This is a genomic window from Myroides sp. JBRI-B21084 (genome assembly GCF_030545015.1).
Taxonomy (GTDB): domain Bacteria; phylum Bacteroidota; class Bacteroidia; order Flavobacteriales; family Flavobacteriaceae; genus Flavobacterium.
Map to the genome: position 1 here is coordinate 1,644,373 of NZ_CP120653.1, position 23,165 is coordinate 1,667,537.

Consider the following 23,165-nt stretch of genomic DNA (forward strand, 5'->3'; position numbering starts at 1 on the left):
GTTTGTAACAAACCAAAGTTATTGATTTATAATTAATTACACAAAATATTTAACATGAATGAAATTGAATTGTTAAAAATTAATGATTTTAAAAACACAAATAGTGAAAATTCTATTTATGCAAACACGATACTAAATCACTTACAACTGCATCATTCACGTATTGAAAAGCCGCATAAACATAATTTTTATGCAGTATTTTTATTTACAAAAGGTACAGGAATTCATGAAATAGATTTTAATCAATATAAAGTAAATCCGGGTTCGGTATTTTTTTTACAGCCAGGGCAAACACACTCTTGGGAATTGTCTGAGGATGCAGATGGTTTTTTATTTTTTCATTCGACCGATTTTTATGAAACGGCTTATTTAAATCATTCTATAAAAGATTTTCCATTTTTTGAATCGAATTTTACAGAAAAACATATTTTTTTAAACGAAGAACAACTTAAAATTATTCAATTAATATTTGTAAATCTTTATACTGAAACGCTTAAGCAACAAAAAAAATACAAACAATTTATTTTAACATACATTACACAAATCTATATATATTTAAACCGTTTACATGAAAGTCAAAATCAAAACAACAATATACTTTTAAAACATTATCAAAATGTGTTTTCTAATTTTGAAAAACTAGTCGACAGTTTATTTAAAGAAAATAAATCGGCAAGTAAATACGCAGATTTATTAAATATTACACAAAAGCATTTAAATAGAATTGTACAAACTGTAACTCAAAAAACCACTACCCAAATTATTACAGACCGAGTTATTTTAGAAGCAAAACGCGAGTTGCTTTACACCAATCTATCATTAAAAGAAATAGCTTTAAAATTAGGTTATACAGATTATACATACTTCTCGCGACTGTTTAAAAAACATTCAGGAATAAAAGCATCTGAATTTAAAAAGCACTATAATTTAGAAGAATAACTATTGCTCGTTTTCATTTTTATAAAATAAATTAAGCCACATTAAACGCGACATACGGTAATTAAATGTAGACATTAACAAGATTACTACAACAACACCAATAAAAATATTTAAAAAATTTACTTTTAAAAGTAACCCTAATACAAAAACAGCAACCATTTCTGCAACTGTTAAAGCGTAACTCATGTACATTCCACCGTAATAAAACCCAGGTTCTGGATGATAGGAATACCCACATTTAGAACAATTTTCATGCATTACTGGCATTTCTAATAATAACGGATTTCCTTTTTTCTTAAAAACTTTTGTTTGTCCACATTTAGGACAAGTACCGCTTAAAACTTTAGTTACGTAAGACATTTCTTATTAATTTTGTACAAAGATACAGTTAAATGTTTTTTTTTGTGCTTAAAAAAAATCGCAATTAGTTGTACTTTTCAGACATTATTATCATGCATTTAAATAACACAAATCATAAAAGCACCAATTGTTTTATTGCTTTTAACAAAGATATTTCACATATTAAACTACCTGAAAAATTAAACTTTCCGTTTTATTATAATGTACATCCTTTATGTGAAATGGCTGCAAATCAAGTGCAATTTTATTTAGAAAACAACGAAGAACTTAAACATAATTTTGGTTTAAACAACAACAATCATTTATTACCCATTGGAAAAATGTTTGGTGTTTTAGTTGTTAAAAAAGAAAATGAAATTGGTTTTATTACAGCTTATTCAGGTAAATTAGCAAATAGTAATTCAGTTGCATTTTTCGTACCTCCTGTTTTTGATATGCTTTCTCAAAATAGTTATTTTTTAAGAAAGGAAACTGAATTAAACAGTATAAATTACGAAATTGAACTTTTAGAAAACAATAGTGATTTAAATACATTACTTTTAAATTTAGAGGATTTAAAAGCCACTTCAACCATTGAAATTGAATCATTTAAACAACAAATGACCTTTAAAAAAGCTGCACGAAAACAAAAACGATTGCAGCTAAAAGAAACTTGTACAACTGATGAATATGAAATTTTGGAAGCTGATTTAATTAAACAAAGTTTACATGAAAAACATCTTTTAAAAACAATTACGATTGAGTACAAACAAAAACTTGAAAATCTTACCCAAAAAATTGAGTTATTCACTGAAAAAATTACACAATTAAAAGAAGAACGTAAAATAAAATCAAACGCGTTACAAAATTGGTTGTTTACAAACTATACCTTTTTAAATAGTAAAAAAGAAGAAAAATCGTTATTAGAAATATTTAAAAATTCGTTACATAACCATCCGCCTGCTGGTGCGGGTGAATGTTGTGCCCCTAAATTGTTTCAATATGCTTTTAAAAATAATTTAGAACCAATTGCATTAGCTGAATTTTGGTGGGGAGCACCTCCAAAATCTGAAGTTCGTTTACACAAACAATTTTATCCATCGTGTTGGGGCAAGTGCGAACCTATTTTAGGTCATATGTTACAAGGTTTACAGGTTGATGAAAACCCTTTTCTAAACAATCCAGCTAATAATAAAGAGCTTGAAATTGTATACGACGATCCATATCTAGTAATTGTAAATAAACCTGCCGAATTTTTATCGGTTCCAGGTATTCATATAACCGATTCTGTTTATGAACGAATAAAAAACAGATATCCAAATGCAACCGGACCGTTAATTGTTCATAGATTGGATATGTCTACATCGGGGTTAATGGTTTTAGCTAAAAATAAAGATGTACACGAAAATCTTCAAAAGCAATTTATAAAACGCAAGGTCAAAAAAAGCTATATAGCGCTTTTAAATGGTATAGTTAAAAATGATAATGGTTGTATTGAATTGCCTTTAAGAGTAGATTTAGACGATAGACCTAGACAAATTGTTTGCTATGAATACGGTAAAATGGGCATAACCAAATACACTGTTTTAGAACGAAAAGAAAATACAACACGTATTCAATTTTTTCCAATAACCGGCCGTACACATCAATTAAGAGTACATGCAGCACATAATTTAGGCTTAAATACACCAATTATTGGTGATGATTTATATGGTACAAAAGCCAATAGATTACATTTACACGCAAATATGTTAGAATTTTTTCATCCTATTTATAAAGAAAATGTAAGTTTTCAGGTTCAACCTGAATTTTAACTAAACAAAATTTAATAAATTTGTGAATCTTTATAAAGCACATGTATACAGTTGAAGTAAATAATAAAAAAACACGCCAACAGTTTTTAAATTTTCCTAAAAAACTTTACGCAGACGAAAAAAACTGGATTCAACCTTTAAATCAAGACATTGAAAAGGTGTTTGATACCCAAGAAAACAAACTTTTTAAACGCGGTGGAAAAGCAATACGTTGGATACTTTTTAACAGTAATAATGAAATTATTGGTAGAATAGCTGCCTTTATTAATCCTAAATACGAAGGTAAAGCTGCCGTTGGTGGTATTGGCTTTTTTGAATGTATAAACAACCAAAAAGCGGCAAACTATTTATTTAACGAAGCAAAAAAATGGTTTCTTTTAAATGAAATTGAAACCATGGACGGGCCAATTAATTTTGGTGAACGCGATCAATGGTGGGGATTACTTATTGAAGGTTTTCACGAACCACTTTATAATATGAATTACAATTTTCCGTATTATATTGATTTATTTGAAAACTATGGTTTTAAAACTTATTTTAATCAAGAATGTTTTTCTTTACCTATAACACAAAAATTACAACCTAAATTACATGACCGTCATGAAGCTATTGCTAAAGACAGTAATTTTAAAGCAGAGTATTTAAAATTAAATAATTTAGATAAGTATGTTGCCGATTTTGTAACAATTTATAATAAAGCATGGGCAAGCCATGGTGGTGGTAAAGATTTAACCCTTAACCAAGGGAAATTAATTTTTAAAACCATGAAACCGGTTATTGACCCTAAAATTGTATGGTTTGTATATTATAAAAACGAACCAGTTGCATTTTGGTTAAATTTACCTGACTTAAATCAATACTTTAAGCATTTAAATGGAAAATTTGGTATCCTTCAAAAATTACAATTTCTTTGGTATAAAACATTTCAAAAAAGTAAACGCGTTGTTGGTATTGCTTTTGGTGTAGTACCAGAATGGCAAGGTAAAGGAGTTGATAATTTTATGATTATTGAAGGCCAGAAAGTAATGAAAAGTCAGCTGAGTTATACTGATTATGAAATGCAATGGATTGGCGATTTTAACCCTAAAATGATTAATATTGCTAAAGGATTAGGTGCTGAACATAGTAGAAAATTACGTACTTACCGTTACCATTTTGATACTTTAAAACCAGTAGAACGACATAGATTATTAACTAAAAAAGAGGCCTAAGCCTCTTTTTTTATCTTTCAAATTCTTTTAGCGTTTCTGTAATAATACGTACACAATCTAAAAGTTGCTCTTCGTTCATCACCAAAGGTGGTGCAAAACGGATAATATTACCATGTGTTGGTTTTGCTAACAAACCATTATCACGTAAACGCAAACAAATATTCCATGCGGTATCACTATCTTCGGTATCGTTAATTAAAATAGCATTTAACAAGCCTTTTCCGCGAACCAATGAACAAATGGTTGATGTTTGAATATAATCGTTTAATTTTTGTCTGAATAAATTCCCTAAGTTATCGGCGTTTTCTGCAAGTTTTTCATCAATAACTACATCTAACGCAGCCATTGCAACAGCTGCTGCAACAGGATTTCCACCAAAAGTTGAACCATGCTGTCCTGGTTTAATCACATTCATTACTGCATCGTTAGCTAATACTGCAGAAACAGGATACATACCCCCAGAAAGTGCTTTTCCTAAAATTAAAACATCGGGTTGTATATTTTCATGATCAACAGCCAACATTTTACCTGTACGCGCAATTCCCGTTTGAACTTCATCTGCTATAAACAACACATTATTTTGTTTACACAATTCATATGCCGCAGTTAAATATCCAGTATCTGGCACAAAAACGCCTGCTTCTCCTTGAATTGGCTCAACTAAAAAACCTGCAACATTTTGGTTACCTATAACTTCTTTTAAGGCTTCAACATTATTATAAGGTATGCGAACAAAACCTTCGGTATATGGACCGTAATTTTTACGGGCATCTTGATCGTTTGAGAACGAAATAATGGTAGTTGTTCTTCCGTGAAAATTATTTTCGCAAACAATAATCACAGCTTCTTGTTCTTTAATTTTTTTTACTTCGTATGCCCATTTTCTGGTTAATTTAATAGCTGTTTCTACAGCTTCCGCACCCGAATTCATTGGTAAAACCTTATCAAACCCAAATAATTTGGTTATTTTCTCTTCATAAGGTCCTAATTTATCGTTATAAAAAGCGCGCGAAGTTAAGGTAAGTTGTTCAGCTTGCTTTGTAATAGCTTCTACTAATTTAGGATGGCAATGCCCTTGATTTACTGCTGAATATGCCGATAAAAAATCGTAATATTTTTTTCCTTCAACATCCCAAACAAAAACCCCCTCGCCTTTTGATAATACAACCGGTAGCGGATGGTAATTATGCGCCCCGTATTTTTCTTCTAATGCAATTGCATCGTTACTTGATAAACTATTCATTACTATTAGTTTATAAAATTTAAATTAAGTAATTCCTTCTTAAATTGGAGAGAAATCATCCAATGTGCAAGTTAATAAAAACATATCTTTTAAAAAATTTAATATACGCATTTTTAAAAACAATATAAATTACAAACGTTTGAAAAATGTTAGTAAACAATTAGTATTTTTGCATCATGGGAAGAAAAAAAACAGACAAAATCGTATTCGAAAACGTTGAAGTCCTTGATGCAGGAGCAAAAGGCGTATCGGTTGGTAAAGCTGCCGATGGTAAAGTAATTTTTATTCCGAATGTAGTTCCGGGAGATGTAGTTGATGTGCAAACTTTTAAAAAACGCAAAGCGTATTACGAAGGTAAAGCGGTTGTTTTTCATAAGTTTTCTGATAAACGTGTGGAGCCCGTTTGTGAACATTTTGGAGCTTGTGGTGGTTGCAAATGGCAAAACATGGATTATAAATTTCAGTTAGGCTACAAACATCAAGAAGTTGAAAATAATTTAAAACGAATTGGTAAAATTGAATTACCACAATTTGAACCTATTTTAGGTTCGGAAAAGCAATTTTTTTACCGAAATAAAATGGAGTTTTCTTTCTCTAACGCACGTTGGTTAACCGATGCTGAAATTCAATCGGGTGAAGAATTAGGTAAAGAAAATGCATTAGGTTTTCACATTCCAAAAATGTGGGACAAAATTCTTGACATTAAAAAGTGTCACTTACAACAAGATCCTTCTAACGCAATACGTAACGAAATTCGAGCTTTTGCAAACACAAATGGCTTAGAATTTTACAATCCGCGTGAAAACAGTGGTTTATTACGTACTTTAATGATTAGAACAGCATCTACAGGTGAAATTATGGTGTTGATTCAATTTTTTAAAGAAGACAAGCAAAAACGCGAATTGCTTTTAAATTTTATTAAGGATCGCTTTCCAGAAATCACTTCGTTACAATATGTAATAAACAGTAAATTAAACGATACCATTTACGATCAAAATGTATTTTGTTTCTATGGACGCGATTATATTTTAGAAGAAATGGAAGGTTTACAATTTAGTATAAATGCAAAATCGTTTTACCAAACAAATTCTGAACAAGCTTATGAATTGTACAGCATTACTCGTGATTTTGCTGGCTTAACTGGTGAAGAATTGGTTTACGATTTGTATACTGGTACAGGAACCATTGCTCAATTTGTATCTAAAAAAGCAAAAAAAGTTATAGGTGTTGAAGCCGTGCCCGAAGCAATTGCTGATGCTAAAATTAATGCAGAACGCAACAACATTACCAATTGTGAATTTTTTGTAGGAGATATGAAAAATGTGTTTAACGATGAATTTATTGCACAACACGGACAACCAGATGTAATTATTACCGACCCGCCACGCGATGGAATGCATAAAGATGTGGTGGCGCAAATTTTAAAAATTGCTCCTAAAAAAGTTGTTTATGTAAGTTGTAATTCAGCTACACAAGCACGTGATTTGGCTTTAATGGATGAATTGTATAAAGTAGTTCGTGTACGCCCAGTAGATATGTTTCCACAAACACATCACGTTGAAAATGTAGTTTTATTAGAAAAACGATAATTTAAAACGGGAATCTCAAAACAATGAGATTCCCGTTTTTAAATTTAGATAAATAAATACTTAAACTACAATAAATTTGAAATTACCATTTTTGCAACAACTTTAAATATATTTGAACTTTGGTATTTCTATTGAGTTTAAGTTCCCGTTACTTTCGGCAATAAGCAAGTCGATATTTGTAATATTTTTAAAACAAAATGAGTTATAAATTATTTACAAAATACAACTCCAAAAAAAAAATAAGTTTTGAAATTATATATTTAGTTTCAATTTGTATATTTATTTTACTTGTTCATATCTTTAATTTTGAAAATTCTTTTGTTAATTGGATTTCTTTTACATTGTTTATAATAATAATGTTATTAATCCCATTATCTATTATATACAATATTTTTAGTTTTTTTCGGTTTGAAAAGTTAAATGGAGATTTAAATCAGACTTTAGATTTTTCAAAAGAAGGTATTATTATCAATAATCACTTATATTCTATAAATTCTATAAAAAAAATTGAAATAAATACATTCGATTATAAAGGCCGTTCCATTAATCATCGTAGAGCTTTTAAGGCAAAAAAATCAAATGGAACCCGAAATGAATTAAAAATTACATTCAATGACAATACTTCAAAACACATTTATTTCCAGCAACTTTACAAAAATCAGATACATAATGAAAAGTTTATTCTAATTGAGTATTGCAATCTTGAAAAAATAAATTATTTAAATCTATTAGATATCTTGAAAATAAATAAATATGAAGAAATAAAAATTTTCAAAGAGAAATATTTAAATCAATTTAAAAAAACAACATCAAATAATTAATCCTCTATTTAAAGGAAGAGCTTTAACTGAATTTGTAAATAAACTTATAAACTAAAGAGTAATAAATTAAAAAACGTCTCAAATTATTAATATTGAGACGTTTTTTTTAATTTACTTAATTGGAATGTTTTGCAAAATTTCTAAAACAAAATTCCAATATTTTTGAACTGATGAAATGGAAACACGTTCTTCTGGTGAATGTGCTCCACGAATGTTAGGACCAAACGAAATCATTTTCATATCGGGATAATTTGTACCTAAAATACCACATTCTAAACCAGCGTGGCATGCCACAACATTAGCTTTTTTACCATTTTGTTTTTGATACAATTCATCTAAAACTTTTAAAATTGATGAATTTGGATTGGGTGTCCAACCTGGATATGAACCCGAAAAAGTAACTTCGCAACCCATTAATTCAAAGGCAGAACGTAAAGCATTAGCTAAATCAAACTTAGAAGTTTCTACAGATGATCTGGTTAAACATTGAATTTGTAATTTACCATTTGCAACCGTAACTTTTGCAATATTATTTGATGTTTCTACTAAATCATCAAAATCAGCACTCATTCTATAAACTCCGTTGTGAGCGGTGTAAAGCGCACGAACTAAATAAAATTGAGCCATTGCAGGCATTACTTTATTTGGTAAAGTATCTTGTTTTTCAAAAATAATTTCCAAATTTGGTTCTGTAGTAGCAAACTCAGTTTTAATTTCGTGTACTATTTTTTGCATATCAAATACAAACGATTCGTCGTACATTTTTGCAATAATAACATCTGCAACACTTTCACGCGGAATAGCGTTACGCAAACTACCACCATTTATGCTGGCAATTTGTAAACCAAAATTATCAAAGCTGTTAAATAACAATCTATTCATAATTTTGTTGGCATTACCTAAGCCTTTATGAATATCCATACCTGAATGTCCACCTTTTAAGCCTTTAACAGTAATTTTGTAAGCAACCGAACCGTCTGGTAAATCTTCTTCTTCATAATCAGCAATAGCTGTAACATCTACTCCGCCGGCACAACCAATATCAATCTCTTCATCGTCTTCGGTGTCTAAATTTAATAAAATATCCCCTTCAAGTAATCCGCCTTTTAAGCCCATTGCTCCGGTCATACCCGTTTCTTCATCAATAGTAAACAGCGCTTCAATAGCTGGGTGTTTAATTTCGGTTGATGCTAAAACAGCCATGATAGTTGCTACACCAATTCCGTTATCAGCTCCTAAAGTGGTTCCATTTGCACGTACCCAATCGCCGTCGATATACATTTCGATACCTTGGTTGTCAAAATCAAAAACGGTGTCGTTATTTTTTTGGTGTACCATATCTAAATGCGATTGCATTACAATGGTTTTGCGATTTTCCATACCAGCAGTAGCCGGTTTTTTTATAATTACATTACCAACTTCATCAACAATGGTTTCTAAACCTAAATTTTCACCAAATTGTTTCATAAAAGCAATAACTCGTTCTTCTTTTTTAGAAGGACGTGGAACAGCATTTAAATCGGCAAAATGATTCCACAACGGAAGTGGTTCTAAATTGCGAATATCTTGACTCATATTTTTTAAAATTTTATCAAAGTTAGCTATTATTAAATAAAAAAGCCACTTTAAACTTTGTTTAAAATGGCTTTGCATACAAAATAAAACAATAATTATTTTTTTAGGCAACTATATATTTGGTAAATATTTTTTCGGCTTTTTTCTTTGTTACTTCTTTTTTATATTTTTTTTCAGAATCAATATAAAAAACGGGGGCACTTTTACACATACCTTGGCATTTCATTTTTTGTAGCGATACGCATTTATTAAGTCCGTTATCGCACAATAATTCTTTTAAGCATGATTTTGCTTCTTCATTATATCTGCAGCATTTTTTTCCATCGCAAAAATAAATTACTTCATTAAAAGATTTACATTTACTCATAATCATTATCTTTATCGAGTACAAATATAAATAATAATTTTTATTTGTTCTAAATAAAATATAAAAATGAATAAAAAATATTTCATCATATCTTTTACAGCAAGTTTATTAATATTAAGTTATTTATATACTAATAATTACACTTCTTTTTTTAATGATTATTACAATAAAAACATTTATGTGTATTTAGATAAATTTTTAAGTTTTTTTTCGATTGTTCCCTTTTCAGTAGGCGATTTATTGTATGCAATCGTAGTATTATTTATTCTGCTTAAAAGTTATAATCTAATTAAGTTAAAAAAATATATAAAATTATTTTACGTTTTATCATGCTGCATAATAACTTTTTTAGCATTGTTTCAGCTATTTTGGGGCTTTAATAATTATAAATACAGCGTTGCAAATCAATTAAAATTGGAAAATAATTATTCTAAATCTGATTTGGATTCGATAACGAATAGATTAATTTATATTGTAAACAAACAACAAACTGCTATTACCAAAAACACAGAAAAAAAAGTAGAAATTAAGCTTGATTTAGACAATTTTAATTGTGTAGCAAAACAGAATTATACAAAACTACCTGAAAATTTAAAAAGCATTTTAATTGAAAACAAAATTAATAAAGTAAAACCTTCTTTATATTCACACGTATTGTCGTATGCAGGATTTAGTGGTTATTTTAACCCATTTACACATGAAAACCAAGTTAATATAAAAATACCAACAGTTGGTATGCCTGTAACTGTTGCACATGAAATGGCCCATCAATTAGGAATTGCTAGTGAAGCCGAAGCAAACTTTTTTGGATATAAAAACATGTTGCAAAGCAATGAATTACATTTTAAATATGCTGCAAATTTGTACGCTTTAAAGTATTGCTTAAAAGAGTATAAAATAGAAAACGAAGAAACTTATCAATTACTTTTTAATCAATTAAACAAAGGCGTTCAGGAAAATATACTTGAAAGCGAATTGTTTTGGAAAAATAAACGAAATGTTTCTTCGTATGTTTTAAAATATATGTATGGAACTTTTTTAAAAATGAACAATCAAAAAGAAGGCATTAGATCTTATAATAAATTTGTTGATTTATTGATAAATTACAACAAAAAATATCCGAAAGACGCTTCCTTTTATTAATTATTAATTCGGTTTTTACGGAAAGGACGAATAATTACACGTGATTCACGATCAAAAACAAAGTAATTGTATACCCAACTCCAAAATACCAATGATTTATTTTTAAAGCCAATAAGTGAAAATAAATGAACAAACATCCAAACAAACCATGCAAAAACCCCGTTAAAATGTAACTTAGGTAAATCTACAACAGCTTTGTTTCTACCAATTGTTGCCATTGACCCTTTATCGTTGTAAACAAATTTTTTAAGTGATTGCTTTTTTTCTAAACGTTCTAAATTTTCAGCTAATAAAGCACCTTGTTGAATTGCTGGTTGTGCCATCATTGGATGCCCATATTGGTATTTTTCACCATACATTGCAGCTACATCTCCAATAGCAAAAATATCTGTAAAACCTTCAACTTGGTTAAATTCATTAACCTTTATACGTGAAGCACGATCTAAAGTTCTATCTATTCCGCTTACGGGTGCTCCTTTTACTCCTGCAGACCAAATTAAGGCTTGGGTTTCAAAAACTAAACTGTTTTTAGTTTCTACTTTATTTCCATCGTAATTAGTTACAATGGTTTTTAAATGAATTTTAACACCTAGATTCTTTAAAAATTTTTCGGCTGCTTTTGACGATTTACGCGACATTGCATCAAGTATATTTTCAGAACCTTGCACTAAATTAATTTCCATTTGTGATATATCTAAATCTGGATAATCTTTAGGAAAAACAGCATTTTTCATTTCGGCTAAAGCACCGGCTAACTCCACCCCTGTTGGTCCGGCACCAACAATAACAAAATTCATAAGTGCCTTGCGCAATTGTAAATCATTAGTTTGTAACGCTAGTTCAAAATTTTCTAAAATTAAACTCCTTAAGTTTAAAGCTTCGGGTATGGTTTTCATAACCATACTATTTTTTTCTATTTGGGTATTGCCAAAATAATTATTTGTTGAACCTGTCGCAATAACAACATAATCGTAATATATGGTGCCAATATCGGTAATTATTTTTTTGTTATCGGTATCTAACTTTTCAACCAATGCCATTCTAAAAAAGGCTTCTTTATAATCTTGAACAATTTTGCGTAAAGGATAAGCAATGGCTCCCGATTCTAATCCACCTGTTGCTACTTGATACATTAATGGTTGAAAATTGTGATAATTATGTTTATCTAACAAAACAACCTGAAAGTTTTTGTTTTTAAGCTTTTGGGCTAAAGATACGCCTGCAAAGCCACCGCCAATAATTACAACTCTTGGGTTTTTAGAATCTGGTATATTTAACATGCTTTTTATAGTTTATTGTTAAACAAAATTACAAACAAATTGACAATAAATACATAGCAAACAGTTTTTTACAATATTGCGATATATTTTAAAATAAGTTGTTATTTTGCAATTTATTAGAATAAAATTATAATGAAACTACGTTTTTTTAAAGATAATTACACAAACAGAAATAATTTTGATTTTAAAAACAGAGAAGAACTTTATGTTTTTATACAAAAGAAAGCGATTAAAACATTTGGATTGATCATTTTTGTTAACCTTCTTAAATTATTTCTTTTTATATCGATAAGTTTAATGGTTGATGATTCTGAAGAATTAAAAGTTAATTGCTTTTTAGATACTTTACTTAAAATTGTTGATTTCGTTTTTATAGTTTTTCCAATTGCTTTTTCTATAGTTTGTGCCTATTTTATATATTTTGTAAAATTGAAAAACAACTTTGAAACTCTTTTACAAAGTATTAGTTTTATAAAAAAGTCTTTAAATTTTTATGTTTTAAGTATTTTAAGTGCTTATTTGGTTATTATTTACATAACAATGTATCTAACAATTATTACAAGTACAAATGAACCTGATTTAAACAATGGTTTTTCTTTTTATTTTATTTTAATAGTAACTTGTTTAATTTCAACCATTTTTATTTTGTTTGTTATGTGGATAATTTACAAATTAACTTATAGTATCTTTTTAAAAAAATTAAACAGCTATTACTACATTTTAAAAAATACCCTATAAAAAAAGTCGCTTTAAAAGCGACTTTTTAAATGTTATATATTATTTTTTTACAATTTTTTCTACCAACGTTTTACCATTTTCAAGCGTTATATGTAACATATACATTTGGTTAGATAAATTTTCTACATTTATTTTTGTTGTATTAGAATTAACTAATTTTTTTCCATTCATATCGTAAATAGATAATTGTTTTACAGACATACTAGCTTCAACATTAATAAAATCTGATGTTGGATTTGGATAAATACTGTAATCAATTATTTCAAAATCTTTATTATTTAAAGCGACATTATCTTCAGAATAAATAAAAGCCGACATAACAACTTTATCGTCGTTATTAGGAAAAACACCTGTAGGAATATCAACTTTTAAAAAATGGTTACCTGGTGCAACATTACCTAAAGGAATTAATCTATTTGGAATTTTATCGCCTGGACACCAATTATTCCAACTTGCCCACCAACTTGCTGTTTTCGGTGATGAACCATAAATACCATTAGCTTGAGTATTGTACTGACGGAAAGGTTCACAACTTAAACCACCCGGTTTATACGTTAATAACAAATTGTTATCAAAAGATACGTTATGGTCTCTACGAACATACTCTTCACCACCTTGACCAGCACCATGAGCCGATGTAATTAAATGTACATATGCATTATTTAATTGGTCACTGTTATTAAAATAAACTACACGGGCTGCAGTTCCCCAAACATCGGTTTTTGTTGTTTTGTTAATTTCAATTTTGTTCCATAATGGTTTTGGTGTAAAAGTCATTGTTGGATTTGTTCCAGAAGTAGATTCAAAAACTAAAGTTCCTTCAAAAACATCTTCTCTACCTGCACAACCAGCAATTTGAGTTTGAGCAGCAGTTGGTACACCAAACAAAAAGAATTCTACCCAAATATCATTGTTTTGTAAAAAAGTAGGATCTTTAAATACACCAACTAAATGATTTAAATCAAAATTATAAGCAACTTCATTTGGCGCCACGTTTTTGTTCATAAAAGGCGTTATAAATCTACCTATTTCTATTGTTTTTTTATTTGCCGATGTAACCGGATCACCAGTTGGAACAAAAGTTAAAAATGCACCACCAATACGATCATAATTATCGCACAATGCATTTATAGTAACGTTTAATGATAAAGTATTTAATACTTGTGATAAATCAGAAGCCTCTATTTTTTTTGCATACTTTGCATTTGCTAAACGTACAACACCTGTTGGAGTTGGAAGGGTACTTGTTGCCGCATATCCGTTGTAAAACACAATTTTATCAAAAATCTTTAATTGATTTGTTTGCGAATAAACACTAAAAAAAGTCAAAAAAGTAACTAAACAAGCTATAAAATAATTTTTTCTCATGAATTATATATTTTTTTTAAAATTATGAAAAAAAACTAATATTTGTAACATCTTTATGTAGTTTAAAAATAGTATCTTTAAACACAAATTAATAACCATATATGTATTAATTAGTTAGCTTATTTTATTTAAATTAAACATTTATTTTTAGCATACTAAAAATTCTATGAAAAAAACCTTATTAATTGTAAGTATTTTAAGTGCTTCAATGGCATTTTCTCAAAATAAATTTAATGTATCTGGTAAAATTACACAAGTTACTAATAATAAACCAATTGCTTTAACATCAGTTAGTTTTTACTTAGATAATTCAGAAACAATTACCCAAACCGATGAACTTGGTAACTATAATTTAAGTATTGAAAGTGGCACACATCAACTTACTTTATATGTAGAAGGTTTTCAATACATTACTCAAAAAATTGATGTAAATCAAAACACTATTCTTAATTTTAGTTTAAAGACCGATGCGCAAGCTTTAGACGAAATTGTTATTAATACTACCAATAAAATTAACATTCGAAAACCCGAAATGAGTGTTAACAAGCTAACCGCAGCTGAAATAAAAAAAGCGCCCGTAGTTTTAGGTGAAACCGATGTTTTAAAAACCATATTATTACTACCAGGTGTTGCTAATGCTGGTGAAGGTACATCGGGGTTTAATGTTCGTGGAGGTGGATCTGATCAAAATTTGCTGCTTTTAGATCAAACTTCGGTTTATAGTTCTTCACATTTATATGGCTTTTTTTCTGTTTTTAATAACGATGCCATAAGTAATATAAAATTGTATAAAGGCGGTATACCTGCACGTTATGGCGGAAGGACATCGTCGGTTTTAGAAATTAACCAAAAAAGTGGCGATTTTAAAAATTTTAAAACAACTGGTGGCTTAGGTATTTTATCTAGTAGATTATTGGTAGAAGGTCCTATAATTAAAGATAAATTATCATACTTATTTGCTGGCAGAGCTTCGTATGCGCACTTATTTTTAAAATTTACCGATATAAAAAGTACTGCTTATTTTTATGATTTAAACACTAAATGGAGCTATTTACTTAATAACAAAAATCAATTGTATTTTACAGGTTATTTTGGAAGAGATATTTTTAAATTCAACGATAATTTTGACAACAATTTTGGTAACACCGTTGCTAATTTAACTTGGAACAGTAATTATAATTCTGATATAAACGGTGAAACTTCATTTCGTTTTTCTGATTATTATTACGGATTAACCTTAAATTTTATTGGTTTTAATTGGAAATCAGGTATTAAAAATTTCGATTTTAATTATAAAATCAATCACGATGTTAACGAAAAACTTTCGTTAAAATATGGTTTAAGTAGTTTATACTACAATTTTAACCCCGGTTTAATTGAACCAAATTCTATTGATTCTGAAATAAACCGTTACCAAATTCCTCACAAATTTGCATGGGAAAACGCCGTTTTTTTAGAAGCCGAACATGAATTAAACAAACATTTAATAGTAAACTACGGCTTGCGATATAGCAATTTTAAACGCTTAGGACAAGAATCTATAAACATTTACCAAAACAGCAACCCCGTTGATTATAATGAGCAAACCGAAACTTATGAAAAAGCTGTACCTATAGCCACTAAATTTTATAACAAAAACAAAACAATTAGTACGTTTAATAATTTTGAACCTCGTTTAGCTGTGTCTTTACTTTTAAACGATGAGCAATCTGTAAAGTTTAGTTACAATCGTATGTCACAATACGTACATCTAATTTCTAACACAACTGCTGCTACTCCACTTGATATTTGGGAACCAAGTGGTCCATACATTAAACCACAAATAGTTGACCAATATGCGGTTGGGTATTTTAAAAATTTTAAGGAGAATGAATATTCGTTAGAAATTGAATCGTACTTTAAATTAGGAAAAAATAGATTAGATTATATTGATGGTGCCGACTTAATAGGTAACCGTGCAATTGAACAAGTGTTATTAACAGGTAAAACTGAAGCTTATGGTTTAGAATTTTTACTGCGAAAAAACACGGGTAAATTAAGCGGTTGGCTTGCATATACCATTGCAAAAAGTTTGCAGCAAACACCTGGTAGAAATGCAAATGAAAAAGGTATAAACAACAGCGAATGGTACCGCACAGCGCACGATCGTTTACATGATTTATCGGTTGTTGCAAATTATGAATTTACAAAAAAATGGAGCTTTAATGCTGCTTTTGTATTACAATCAGGACGCCCCGTAACTTATCCAGACGGCAAATATGAATTTTTAGGTTTTCAAGTTCCAAACTATAACAAACGTAATAATTACAGCATGCCTGCTTTTCATCATTTAGATATTTCGGCAACTTATACACCTACTAAAAACGAAAATAGAAAATGGCAAAGCGAATGGGTCTTTGGTGTTTATAACGTGTACAATCGTAAAAATGCTGCTTCAATTAGCTTTAGAACTGTTGAGGGTTCAGATAATTTAACCGAAACAACCAAACTATCTATCTTTGGTATTGTTCCAAGCATTACTTACAATTTTAAATTTTAGTTATGAAAAAAATACTTTATTTATTTAGTGTAATTTGTAGTTTATTATTGATTAGTTGCGAAGAAGAAATTGTACTTAATTTCGATCAAAATAAGCCTAGACTAGTAATAGAAGGTAATATTTTTGTAGGCGAACCTACTTTGAACAAAATTACATTATCAACAACAACTGATTTTTACGATAGTGTTTTTCCTAAAATAAATAACGCTACTGTTCAAATCACCGACCTTAGTACAAACATTGTATATAATTTTTTAAACAACAACAATGGCGATTTTATTAATAATAATTTTAATCCACAAGTAGGAAAATCCTATCAATTAACTGTAGTTTATAATAACGAAACATACACAGCTACATCTACTTTATTGACTTCACCAGAAATTATAAGTGTTGACCAAAAAAACGATGGTGGTTTTACAGGTGATTCCTATGAAATAAACTTTAATTTTAAAGACAATCCAAACGAAGAAAATTTCTACTTGGTACAAATAATTTCTCCTGTTGATAAAACCTATGCAGTTTTCAACGATCAATTTTCAAATGGAAATGTTATGAGTGATTTGTATTTTTATGAGAAAACAGATTTACAGCCTGGTGATCAATTAACACATTACATAACATCTATTAACAAACAGTATTACAATTATTTATCAAAATTAATTTCAATTTCAGGCGAATCAGGCAATCCGTTTGCTAGTCCTGTTGGTACTATAAAAGGCAATATTATCAATCAAAATAATCAACAAAATTTTGCGTTAGGATACTTTCATATTTCAAAGCGTAACCAGTACAACTACACTATAAAATAGGCTGTTTTTTTAGAAAAAAATTAACTTTTTAAATAATTTTTACGTTATTTGTGTAAACTACATTTTTTTATGCAAATTTCTGTAAACGATACCGATTCTGGTATAATCTATAAATTGTTAACAGGTTTAGTAATACCCCGCCCCATTGGTTGGATTTCAACTGTAGATGAAAATGGGGTTAATAACTTAGCGCCTTTTTCATTTTTTAATGTAGTAGGCGAAGATCCGCCCCATGTAATGTTTTCAACCGTTCGGACAGGAAACAAAAATAAAGACACTCTAAATAATGTTCTAGCAAATAAACAGTTTGTTGTTAATTTAGTTACCAGTGATTTGGTTGAACAAATGAATACTACTGCAAACATAGTTGAAAATTCTGTTGATGAATTTCAATTAGCAAACCTTACACCAATAAATAGCGTATTAATTAAACCAAAACGTGTTGCGCAAGCAAAGGCGCATTTTGAATGTGAAATGGTGCATCATTATTTTTTAGAAGATCATAAAAATGGTGGCGCTTGTGTAGTAATTGGTAAAGTGTTAATGATGCACGTTAACGACGATATTCTACTAGAAAACTATAAAATTAATTTAACTAAATACCAACCTATTGCCCGTTTAGCTGGTGCAAACTACAGTAAACTTGGCGAAATTTTTACAATAAAACGAAATTTATGAAAATAACGGTTATTGGCGGTGGTCCAGGTGGACTCTATTTTTCAATCTTAACCAAAAAAGCAATGCCTCATTGCGAAATTAATGTGTACGAACGCAATAAGCCAGAAGATAGTTTTGGTTTTGGTGTGGTTTTTTCAGATGAAACTTTAGGCGAATTTTTAAAGCGCGATATGCAATCGTACGAATTAATACGTAGCAAATTTGCATATTGGGACGATATTATTGTGGCTCGTGATGGTGAACAAGTAAGTATTGCAGGAAATGGTTTTTGTGGTTGTTCACGTAAAACCTTACTTAAATTATTACATCAACGTTGTGAAGAAGAAGGCGTAAAACTACATTTTGAATACAATGTTGACGATTTATCTCAATTTAACGATTCTGATATTATTGTTGCTGCCGATGGTATTGCAAGTGCTATCCGAACCCAATTTCAAGAAGAATTTGGTACAAATATTCAATTAAAATCAAACCGATTTGTATGGATGGGTTCTACCAAACCACTTGATGCATTCACTTATTTCTTTAGAACAACTCCATTTGGAACCATTGTTGCGCACACCTATCAATACGAAGAAGGTATGAGTACTTGGATTTTTGAATGTACCAACGATACTTGGGAAAAATTACAGTTTCAAGTTGAAAACGAAACAGATACTGTATCTAAACTTTCTGAAATTTTTAAAGATGAGTTAGATGGTCACCCTTTAATCACTAATAAATCGCATTGGCGTCAATTTCCGCATGTTACAAACAAAAACTGGTACCATAACAACATTGTTTTATTAGGCGATGCTAAAGCAACAGCACATTTTTCAATAGGTTCGGGTACTAAATTAGCTATGGATTGTGCTATTGGTTTATTTGATGCCTTAATGATGCACCCTAATAATGTTCAAAACGCCTTTAATCAATATAATGAAACCCGCAGAAATGCTGTAGAAATGATTCAATATGCTGCTACGGTATCATTAGATTGGTTTGAAAATATGAATAGATACACTCACTTTCCATTCAATCAATTTTCATTTGGATGCATGACGAGGTCTAAAAAAGTAACTTATGAAAACCTTCGGTTACGCGATCAATCGTATACAGATAAAGTTCTAAAAGAATTTAATCAAATCAATAACAACCAAACTAAGGCAGCAGCTTTTTCAACCTTTAAAATGCGTAATTTACAGTTACCTAACCGAATTGTAATGAGTGCTATGGGGCAATACGCCGCTAATGATGGCTTAGTTAACAATTGGCATTTTCAGCATTACACCTCTCGCGCAATTGGTGGTTTAGGATTGATTATAACCGAAATGACGGCCATTGAACCTAATGGAAGAATCACATTGGGGTGTGCAGGTATTTACAATGAAGAACAAATTACCGAATGGAAAAAAATTACCGATTTTATTCATGAAAACTCTTCAAGTAAAATAGCCATTCAGCTTGGACATTCAGGCAGAAAAGGGGCTGTAAAAAAACCTTGGGAAGGCGTAAACGAACCTTTAAATGATGCTTGGGAATTAAAATCGGCATCGGCAATTGCATTTAACAACAAAATGGCTGTTCCTAAAGAAATGAGTGTTAATGATATGCAAAACACGATCAATCTATTTGTAAAAGCAGCAAAAAATGCCGAAAAAGCAGGTTTTGATATGATTGAGTTACAAGCACATCATGGATTTTTATTGGCATCGTTTTTATCGCCTTTAACCAACTTAAGAACAGATGAATTTGGTGGTTCTATTCAAAATAGATTAAAATTTCCTTTACAGGTTTTTAACGCCATTCGAGAAAACTTCCCTATTGAAAAACCAATTTCTGTGCGAATTTCTGCAGCCGATTGGGCAACCAATGGAATTTCACCAGAAGATGTTCTTTTTATAGCATCAGAATTCAAAAAAGCGGGCGCCGATATTATTAATGTATCAACAGGAAACACCGTAGAAAATCAAAATCCTAAAATGGGTAGAATGTGGCAGGTTCCTTTTGCTGATATGATTAGAAACACCATAGATATCCCTACAATTACTGCAGGTTCTATCACTGATATCGATCAAATAAATACCATTATTTTAAGTGGCAAAGCCGATTTAGTTGCCCTTGGAAAACCGTTATTATTAGATCCGTATTTTGTTAGAAAAGCTCAAGCTTACGAACAAATCGCTATTAACGATGTTCCAAATCAATACCAAAAAGGAATTGAAAATTTATACAGCACAACAATTTCTGAAAGAAAACAAACCGAGCGTATGAAAAAGGCTTTAAAACCTAAAAGCAACAAGAAATAATTATGAAAGATTTGTTTGCTGTAAATCATTTACCGAATAAAGATTTACAACCCGATTATTTGTTTTTGGATTTACCGCAGTTTAACCAACCTGAAAATCTGAATTGTGTAGCACGTTTTTTAGACCAACACATTGCAAATGGTAAAGGTTCAAATATTTGTTTAAAAACTTTTGATGAAATATGGACATATAACGATTTGTATGAAAAAGCAAACCAAATTGCTCATGTTTTAATTAACGATTTAGGTTTACAACCAGGCAACCGTGTTTTACTGCGTTCTTGTAACAATCCTATGATGGTTGCTTGTTGGTTTGCAGTTTTAAAAGCAGGTGGTATTGTGGTAGCAACCATGCCTTTGCTGCGCGCAAAAGAACTGAAAACGTTGATTGAATGCGCCGAAATCTCTCATGTTATTTGTGATAGTGCTTTGGCCGACGAGATTAATTTGGTAGAATCAACCTATCTAAAATCTATTGCTTTTTACAGAAATGGGTCAATAGAAAAGTTGATGCAGTCTAAACCTAAAACGTTTGAAAACTTTAACAATAATGCTAACGATGTTGCAATTATTGGGTTTACTTCAGGTACAACTGGTAATCCAAAAATGACAGCACATTTTCATAAAGATTTATTGAATATTTGCGAAGCTTTTCCAAAGTATTCATTACAACCTACCGAAAAAGACGTATTTGCTGGAAGTCCTCCAATTGGCTTTACATTTGGTTTAGGCGGTTTGGTTTTGTTTCCAATGTACTTTGGATCAAGTTCTTTTTTAATTGAAAAACCAAGTCCCGATGTACTTTTAGAGGTTATTCAAAACCATAAGGTTACCATTTGTTTTACTGCACCCACTGCTTGGCGTATACTCACAGAAAAAGCCAAGGATTACAACTTAACAAGTTTACGTAGATGTGTTTCGGCAGGTGAAACACTTCCTTTAAAAATTTGGGAAGATTGGTACAATGAAACTGGTTTAAAAATTATTGATGGTATCGGAGCCACCGAAATGTTGCATATTTTTATTTCATCAAACCAAGAAAACATGAAACCTGGCGCAACAGGTGTTGCTATTACTGGATATGAAGCCAAAATTGTTGATGAAAATGGAAATGAACTTCCGCGCGAAACTCCTGGACGTTTGGCTGTTCGTGGAATCACGGGCTGCAAATATTTAAATAGACCCGAAAAGCAACAAGAATATGTACAAAACGGTTGGAATATAACAGGTGATATTTTTAAACAAGATACCGATGGCTATTTTTGGTTTGTAGCACGTGGTGATGATATGATTATTTCATCGGGCTATAATATTGCTGCAATTGAAGTAGAAAGTGTATTGCTTACGCACCACGAAATTTTAGAATGTGCTGTTGTTGGTTTGCCTGATAAAGACCGTGGTATGTTGGTTTGTGCCAATATTGTTTTAAAAAATAAAGAAAACGCATCTGAAGAATTTGCAAAAAACATTCAAAACTGGTTTAAAGAAAATGCTGCTCCGTATAAATACCCTCGCGTAATTCATTTTCTAGATAAATTACCAAAAACCGAAACAGGTAAAATTCAGCGTTTTAAGTTGAAGTAGTATTAAAATTTTAGATTTAAGTATTAAGACATATATAATGAGTTATTTTATAAAAGAAGAACAAATACGATTTAGACATACCGATTTTGCAGGTATTGTTTTTTATCCGCGTTTTTTTGAAATGTTAAACGATTTAGTAGAAGATTGGTTTGAAGAAGCTTTAGACCGACCTTTTTCTAAAATCCACGAAACAAACGGAATTCCTACGGTTGATTTAAAAGTTCAGTTTAAAAATGCTGCAAGAATTGGCGAAATACTAACCAAAAAATTATGGGTGAAAGAATTAAAAAGTTCATCGGTAGTTTGTGGTTTTCATTTCATCAACCAACAAGAAAAAACGGTTTTAGAAGGCGAAGTTACTTTAGTAAACGTTGCCATTGCCGAAGATAGAAAAACAATTAAAGCAGAAGCTTTTAATGAAGAAGTGAAAGCAAAAATTGAAAAATATTTATTAGATAATTAGCAAATGTATTTAATTTCAAAAATATTAATCGGTTTGGTAGCCCTTGAACATTTATACTTTATGTATTTTGAAATGTTTGCTTGGGAAACCATTGGAAAACGTACTTTTAAATCAATACCCGAAAATCTATTTAAACCCACAAAAGCATTAGCTGCTAATCAAGGTTTATACAATGGCTTTTTGGCAGCTGGTTTAATATGGTCTATTTTAATAAATAATAATGAATGGGCCTTATATGTAAGTATATTTTTTCTAAGTTGTGTAATTGTAGCAGGAATTTACGGATCAATTACCGCATCAAAAAAAATATTTTTTGTACAAGCAGTTCCCGCAATTTTAGCATTAATCGCTGTACACTTTTAAAAAATTAAAACA

Annotated in this window: 20 protein-coding genes; 14 read left to right on the forward strand and 6 right to left on the reverse strand. The window is 30.1% G+C overall.

Annotated elements, in window-relative coordinates; translation table 11 throughout:
• The first annotated feature begins 54 nt into the window (after positions 1–54).
• Entirely contained in the window at positions 55–939 is an 885-nt protein-coding gene (locus tag P3875_RS07990) for an AraC family transcriptional regulator (RefSeq protein WP_303443436.1), read from the forward strand.
• Here the strand turns inward: P3875_RS07990 and P3875_RS07995 are convergent, their stop codons facing one another.
• On the reverse strand, positions 940–1,299 hold the full coding sequence (locus P3875_RS07995; protein ID WP_303443437.1) for a DUF983 domain-containing protein: 360 nt from the start codon (positions 1,297–1,299) through the stop codon (positions 940–942).
• Between the two features lie 92 nt (positions 1,300–1,391).
• Between P3875_RS07995 and P3875_RS08000 the strand changes: the two genes are divergently transcribed.
• Both P3875_RS08000 and P3875_RS08005 read left to right on the forward strand, forming a co-directional pair.
• Positions 1,392–3,092, forward strand: coding sequence for an RluA family pseudouridine synthase (locus P3875_RS08000; protein WP_303443438.1), 1,701 nt, complete (start codon positions 1,392–1,394; stop codon positions 3,090–3,092).
• A 41-nt stretch (positions 3,093–3,133) separates the two neighbouring features.
• Positions 3,134–4,303: a hypothetical protein gene (locus P3875_RS08005; RefSeq protein ID WP_303443439.1), complete on the forward strand. Its 1,170-nt coding sequence runs from the start codon at positions 3,134–3,136 to the stop codon at positions 4,301–4,303.
• 10 nt (positions 4,304–4,313) lie between these two features.
• Here P3875_RS08005 and rocD read toward each other — a convergent pair whose 3' ends face one another.
• Positions 4,314–5,546, reverse strand: coding sequence for an ornithine--oxo-acid transaminase (gene rocD / locus P3875_RS08010; protein WP_303443440.1), 1,233 nt, complete (start codon positions 5,544–5,546; stop codon positions 4,314–4,316).
• Positions 5,547–5,722: 176 nt separating this feature from the next.
• On the opposite strand from rocD, the gene rlmD reads away from it, so the two are divergent.
• Positions 5,723–7,135 carry a 23S rRNA (uracil(1939)-C(5))-methyltransferase RlmD gene (rlmD, locus tag P3875_RS08015; protein ID WP_303443441.1) on the forward strand — a complete coding sequence of 471 codons (1,413 nt, stop codon included), beginning with the start codon at positions 5,723–5,725 and terminating at the stop codon, positions 7,133–7,135.
• A 197-nt stretch (positions 7,136–7,332) separates the two neighbouring features.
• Positions 7,333–7,956: a hypothetical protein gene (locus P3875_RS08020; RefSeq protein WP_303443442.1), complete on the forward strand. Its 624-nt coding sequence runs from the start codon at positions 7,333–7,335 to the stop codon at positions 7,954–7,956.
• Between the two features lie 111 nt (positions 7,957–8,067).
• Here the strand turns inward: P3875_RS08020 and P3875_RS08025 are convergent, their stop codons facing one another.
• Both P3875_RS08025 and P3875_RS08030 read right to left on the reverse strand, forming a co-directional pair.
• Positions 8,068–9,531, reverse strand: coding sequence for an aminoacyl-histidine dipeptidase (locus tag P3875_RS08025; protein ID WP_303443443.1), 1,464 nt, complete (start codon positions 9,529–9,531; stop codon positions 8,068–8,070).
• 103 nt (positions 9,532–9,634) lie between these two features.
• Complete coding sequence (locus tag P3875_RS08030; RefSeq protein WP_303443444.1) at positions 9,635–9,898, reverse strand: (2Fe-2S) ferredoxin domain-containing protein; 264 nt, start codon at positions 9,896–9,898, stop codon at positions 9,635–9,637.
• A 66-nt stretch (positions 9,899–9,964) separates the two neighbouring features.
• Here P3875_RS08030 and P3875_RS08035 point away from each other — a divergent pair, with 66 nt between their 5' ends.
• Positions 9,965–11,041, forward strand: a complete 1,077-nt coding sequence (locus P3875_RS08035) for a DUF3810 domain-containing protein (protein ID WP_303443445.1) — start codon at positions 9,965–9,967, stop codon at positions 11,039–11,041.
• Here the strand turns inward: P3875_RS08035 and P3875_RS08040 are convergent.
• Positions 11,038–12,321, reverse strand: a complete 1,284-nt coding sequence (locus P3875_RS08040) for an NAD(P)/FAD-dependent oxidoreductase (protein ID WP_303443446.1) — start codon at positions 12,319–12,321, stop codon at positions 11,038–11,040. The genes P3875_RS08035 and P3875_RS08040 overlap by 4 nt on opposite strands.
• A gap of 132 nt (positions 12,322–12,453) precedes the next feature.
• On the opposite strand from P3875_RS08040, the gene P3875_RS08045 reads away from it, so the two are divergent.
• Positions 12,454–13,059: a hypothetical protein gene (locus tag P3875_RS08045; protein WP_303443447.1), complete on the forward strand. Its 606-nt coding sequence runs from the start codon at positions 12,454–12,456 to the stop codon at positions 13,057–13,059.
• A 39-nt stretch (positions 13,060–13,098) separates the two neighbouring features.
• On the opposite strand, the gene P3875_RS08050 is transcribed toward P3875_RS08045, so the two are convergent.
• Positions 13,099–14,427: a peptide-N-glycosidase F-related protein gene (locus P3875_RS08050; protein ID WP_303443449.1), complete on the reverse strand. Its 1,329-nt coding sequence runs from the start codon at positions 14,425–14,427 to the stop codon at positions 13,099–13,101.
• Positions 14,428–14,593: 166 nt separating this feature from the next.
• Between P3875_RS08050 and P3875_RS08055 the strand changes: the two genes are divergently transcribed.
• From P3875_RS08055 to P3875_RS08085, 7 genes are all read left to right on the forward strand, one after another.
• A complete protein-coding gene (locus P3875_RS08055) occupies positions 14,594–16,966 on the forward strand; it encodes a TonB-dependent receptor (RefSeq protein WP_303443450.1) in 2,373 nt (790 codons plus the stop codon).
• A gap of 2 nt (positions 16,967–16,968) precedes the next feature.
• The gene (locus P3875_RS08060; RefSeq protein ID WP_303443451.1) at positions 16,969–17,778 is read left to right on the forward strand and encodes a DUF4249 family protein; all 810 of its coding nucleotides are present in this window, start codon (positions 16,969–16,971) and stop codon (positions 17,776–17,778) included.
• 69 nt (positions 17,779–17,847) lie between these two features.
• Positions 17,848–18,456 (forward strand): flavin reductase family protein, encoded by a 609-nt coding sequence (locus P3875_RS08065; protein WP_303443452.1) that lies wholly within the window; start codon positions 17,848–17,850, stop codon positions 18,454–18,456.
• Positions 18,453–20,744 (forward strand): oxidoreductase, encoded by a 2,292-nt coding sequence (locus P3875_RS08070; RefSeq protein WP_303443454.1) that lies wholly within the window; start codon positions 18,453–18,455, stop codon positions 20,742–20,744. The genes P3875_RS08065 and P3875_RS08070 overlap by 4 nt, the downstream gene beginning before the upstream one ends.
• Before the next feature lie 2 nt (positions 20,745–20,746).
• Positions 20,747–22,327, forward strand: a complete 1,581-nt coding sequence (locus P3875_RS08075) for an AMP-binding protein (RefSeq protein ID WP_303443455.1) — start codon at positions 20,747–20,749, stop codon at positions 22,325–22,327.
• A 37-nt stretch (positions 22,328–22,364) separates the two neighbouring features.
• Entirely contained in the window at positions 22,365–22,790 is a 426-nt protein-coding gene (locus P3875_RS08080) for an acyl-CoA thioesterase (protein ID WP_303443456.1), read from the forward strand.
• 3 nt (positions 22,791–22,793) lie between these two features.
• Positions 22,794–23,153, forward strand: coding sequence for a DUF1304 domain-containing protein (locus tag P3875_RS08085; RefSeq protein WP_303443457.1), 360 nt, complete (start codon positions 22,794–22,796; stop codon positions 23,151–23,153).
• Positions 23,154–23,165 lie beyond the last annotated feature (12 nt).

Excerpts from the sequence above, each read along its gene's own strand:
- P3875_RS07990 (WP_303443436.1), top strand. The coding sequence starts at position 55 with ATGAATGAAATTGAATTGTTAAAAATTAATGATTTTAAAAACACAAAT.
- P3875_RS07995 (WP_303443437.1), bottom strand. The coding sequence starts at position 1,299 with ATGTCTTACGTAACTAAAGTTTTAAGCGGTACTTGTCCTAAATGTGGA.
- P3875_RS08000 (WP_303443438.1), top strand. The coding sequence starts at position 1,392 with ATGCATTTAAATAACACAAATCATAAAAGCACCAATTGTTTTATTGCT.
- P3875_RS08005 (WP_303443439.1), top strand. The coding sequence starts at position 3,134 with ATGTATACAGTTGAAGTAAATAATAAAAAAACACGCCAACAGTTTTTA.
- rocD (WP_303443440.1), bottom strand. The coding sequence starts at position 5,546 with ATGAATAGTTTATCAAGTAACGATGCAATTGCATTAGAAGAAAAATAC.
- rlmD (WP_303443441.1), top strand. The coding sequence starts at position 5,723 with ATGGGAAGAAAAAAAACAGACAAAATCGTATTCGAAAACGTTGAAGTC.
- P3875_RS08020 (WP_303443442.1), top strand. The coding sequence starts at position 7,333 with ATGAGTTATAAATTATTTACAAAATACAACTCCAAAAAAAAAATAAGT.
- P3875_RS08025 (WP_303443443.1), bottom strand. The coding sequence starts at position 9,531 with ATGAGTCAAGATATTCGCAATTTAGAACCACTTCCGTTGTGGAATCAT.
- P3875_RS08030 (WP_303443444.1), bottom strand. The coding sequence starts at position 9,898 with ATGAGTAAATGTAAATCTTTTAATGAAGTAATTTATTTTTGCGATGGA.
- P3875_RS08035 (WP_303443445.1), top strand. The coding sequence starts at position 9,965 with ATGAATAAAAAATATTTCATCATATCTTTTACAGCAAGTTTATTAATA.
- P3875_RS08040 (WP_303443446.1), bottom strand. The coding sequence starts at position 12,321 with ATGTTAAATATACCAGATTCTAAAAACCCAAGAGTTGTAATTATTGGC.
- P3875_RS08045 (WP_303443447.1), top strand. The coding sequence starts at position 12,454 with ATGAAACTACGTTTTTTTAAAGATAATTACACAAACAGAAATAATTTT.
- P3875_RS08050 (WP_303443449.1), bottom strand. The coding sequence starts at position 14,427 with ATGAGAAAAAATTATTTTATAGCTTGTTTAGTTACTTTTTTGACTTTT.
- P3875_RS08055 (WP_303443450.1), top strand. The coding sequence starts at position 14,594 with ATGAAAAAAACCTTATTAATTGTAAGTATTTTAAGTGCTTCAATGGCA.
- P3875_RS08060 (WP_303443451.1), top strand. The coding sequence starts at position 16,969 with ATGAAAAAAATACTTTATTTATTTAGTGTAATTTGTAGTTTATTATTG.
- P3875_RS08065 (WP_303443452.1), top strand. The coding sequence starts at position 17,848 with ATGCAAATTTCTGTAAACGATACCGATTCTGGTATAATCTATAAATTG.
- P3875_RS08070 (WP_303443454.1), top strand. The coding sequence starts at position 18,453 with ATGAAAATAACGGTTATTGGCGGTGGTCCAGGTGGACTCTATTTTTCA.
- P3875_RS08075 (WP_303443455.1), top strand. The coding sequence starts at position 20,747 with ATGAAAGATTTGTTTGCTGTAAATCATTTACCGAATAAAGATTTACAA.
- P3875_RS08080 (WP_303443456.1), top strand. The coding sequence starts at position 22,365 with ATGAGTTATTTTATAAAAGAAGAACAAATACGATTTAGACATACCGAT.
- P3875_RS08085 (WP_303443457.1), top strand. The coding sequence starts at position 22,794 with ATGTATTTAATTTCAAAAATATTAATCGGTTTGGTAGCCCTTGAACAT.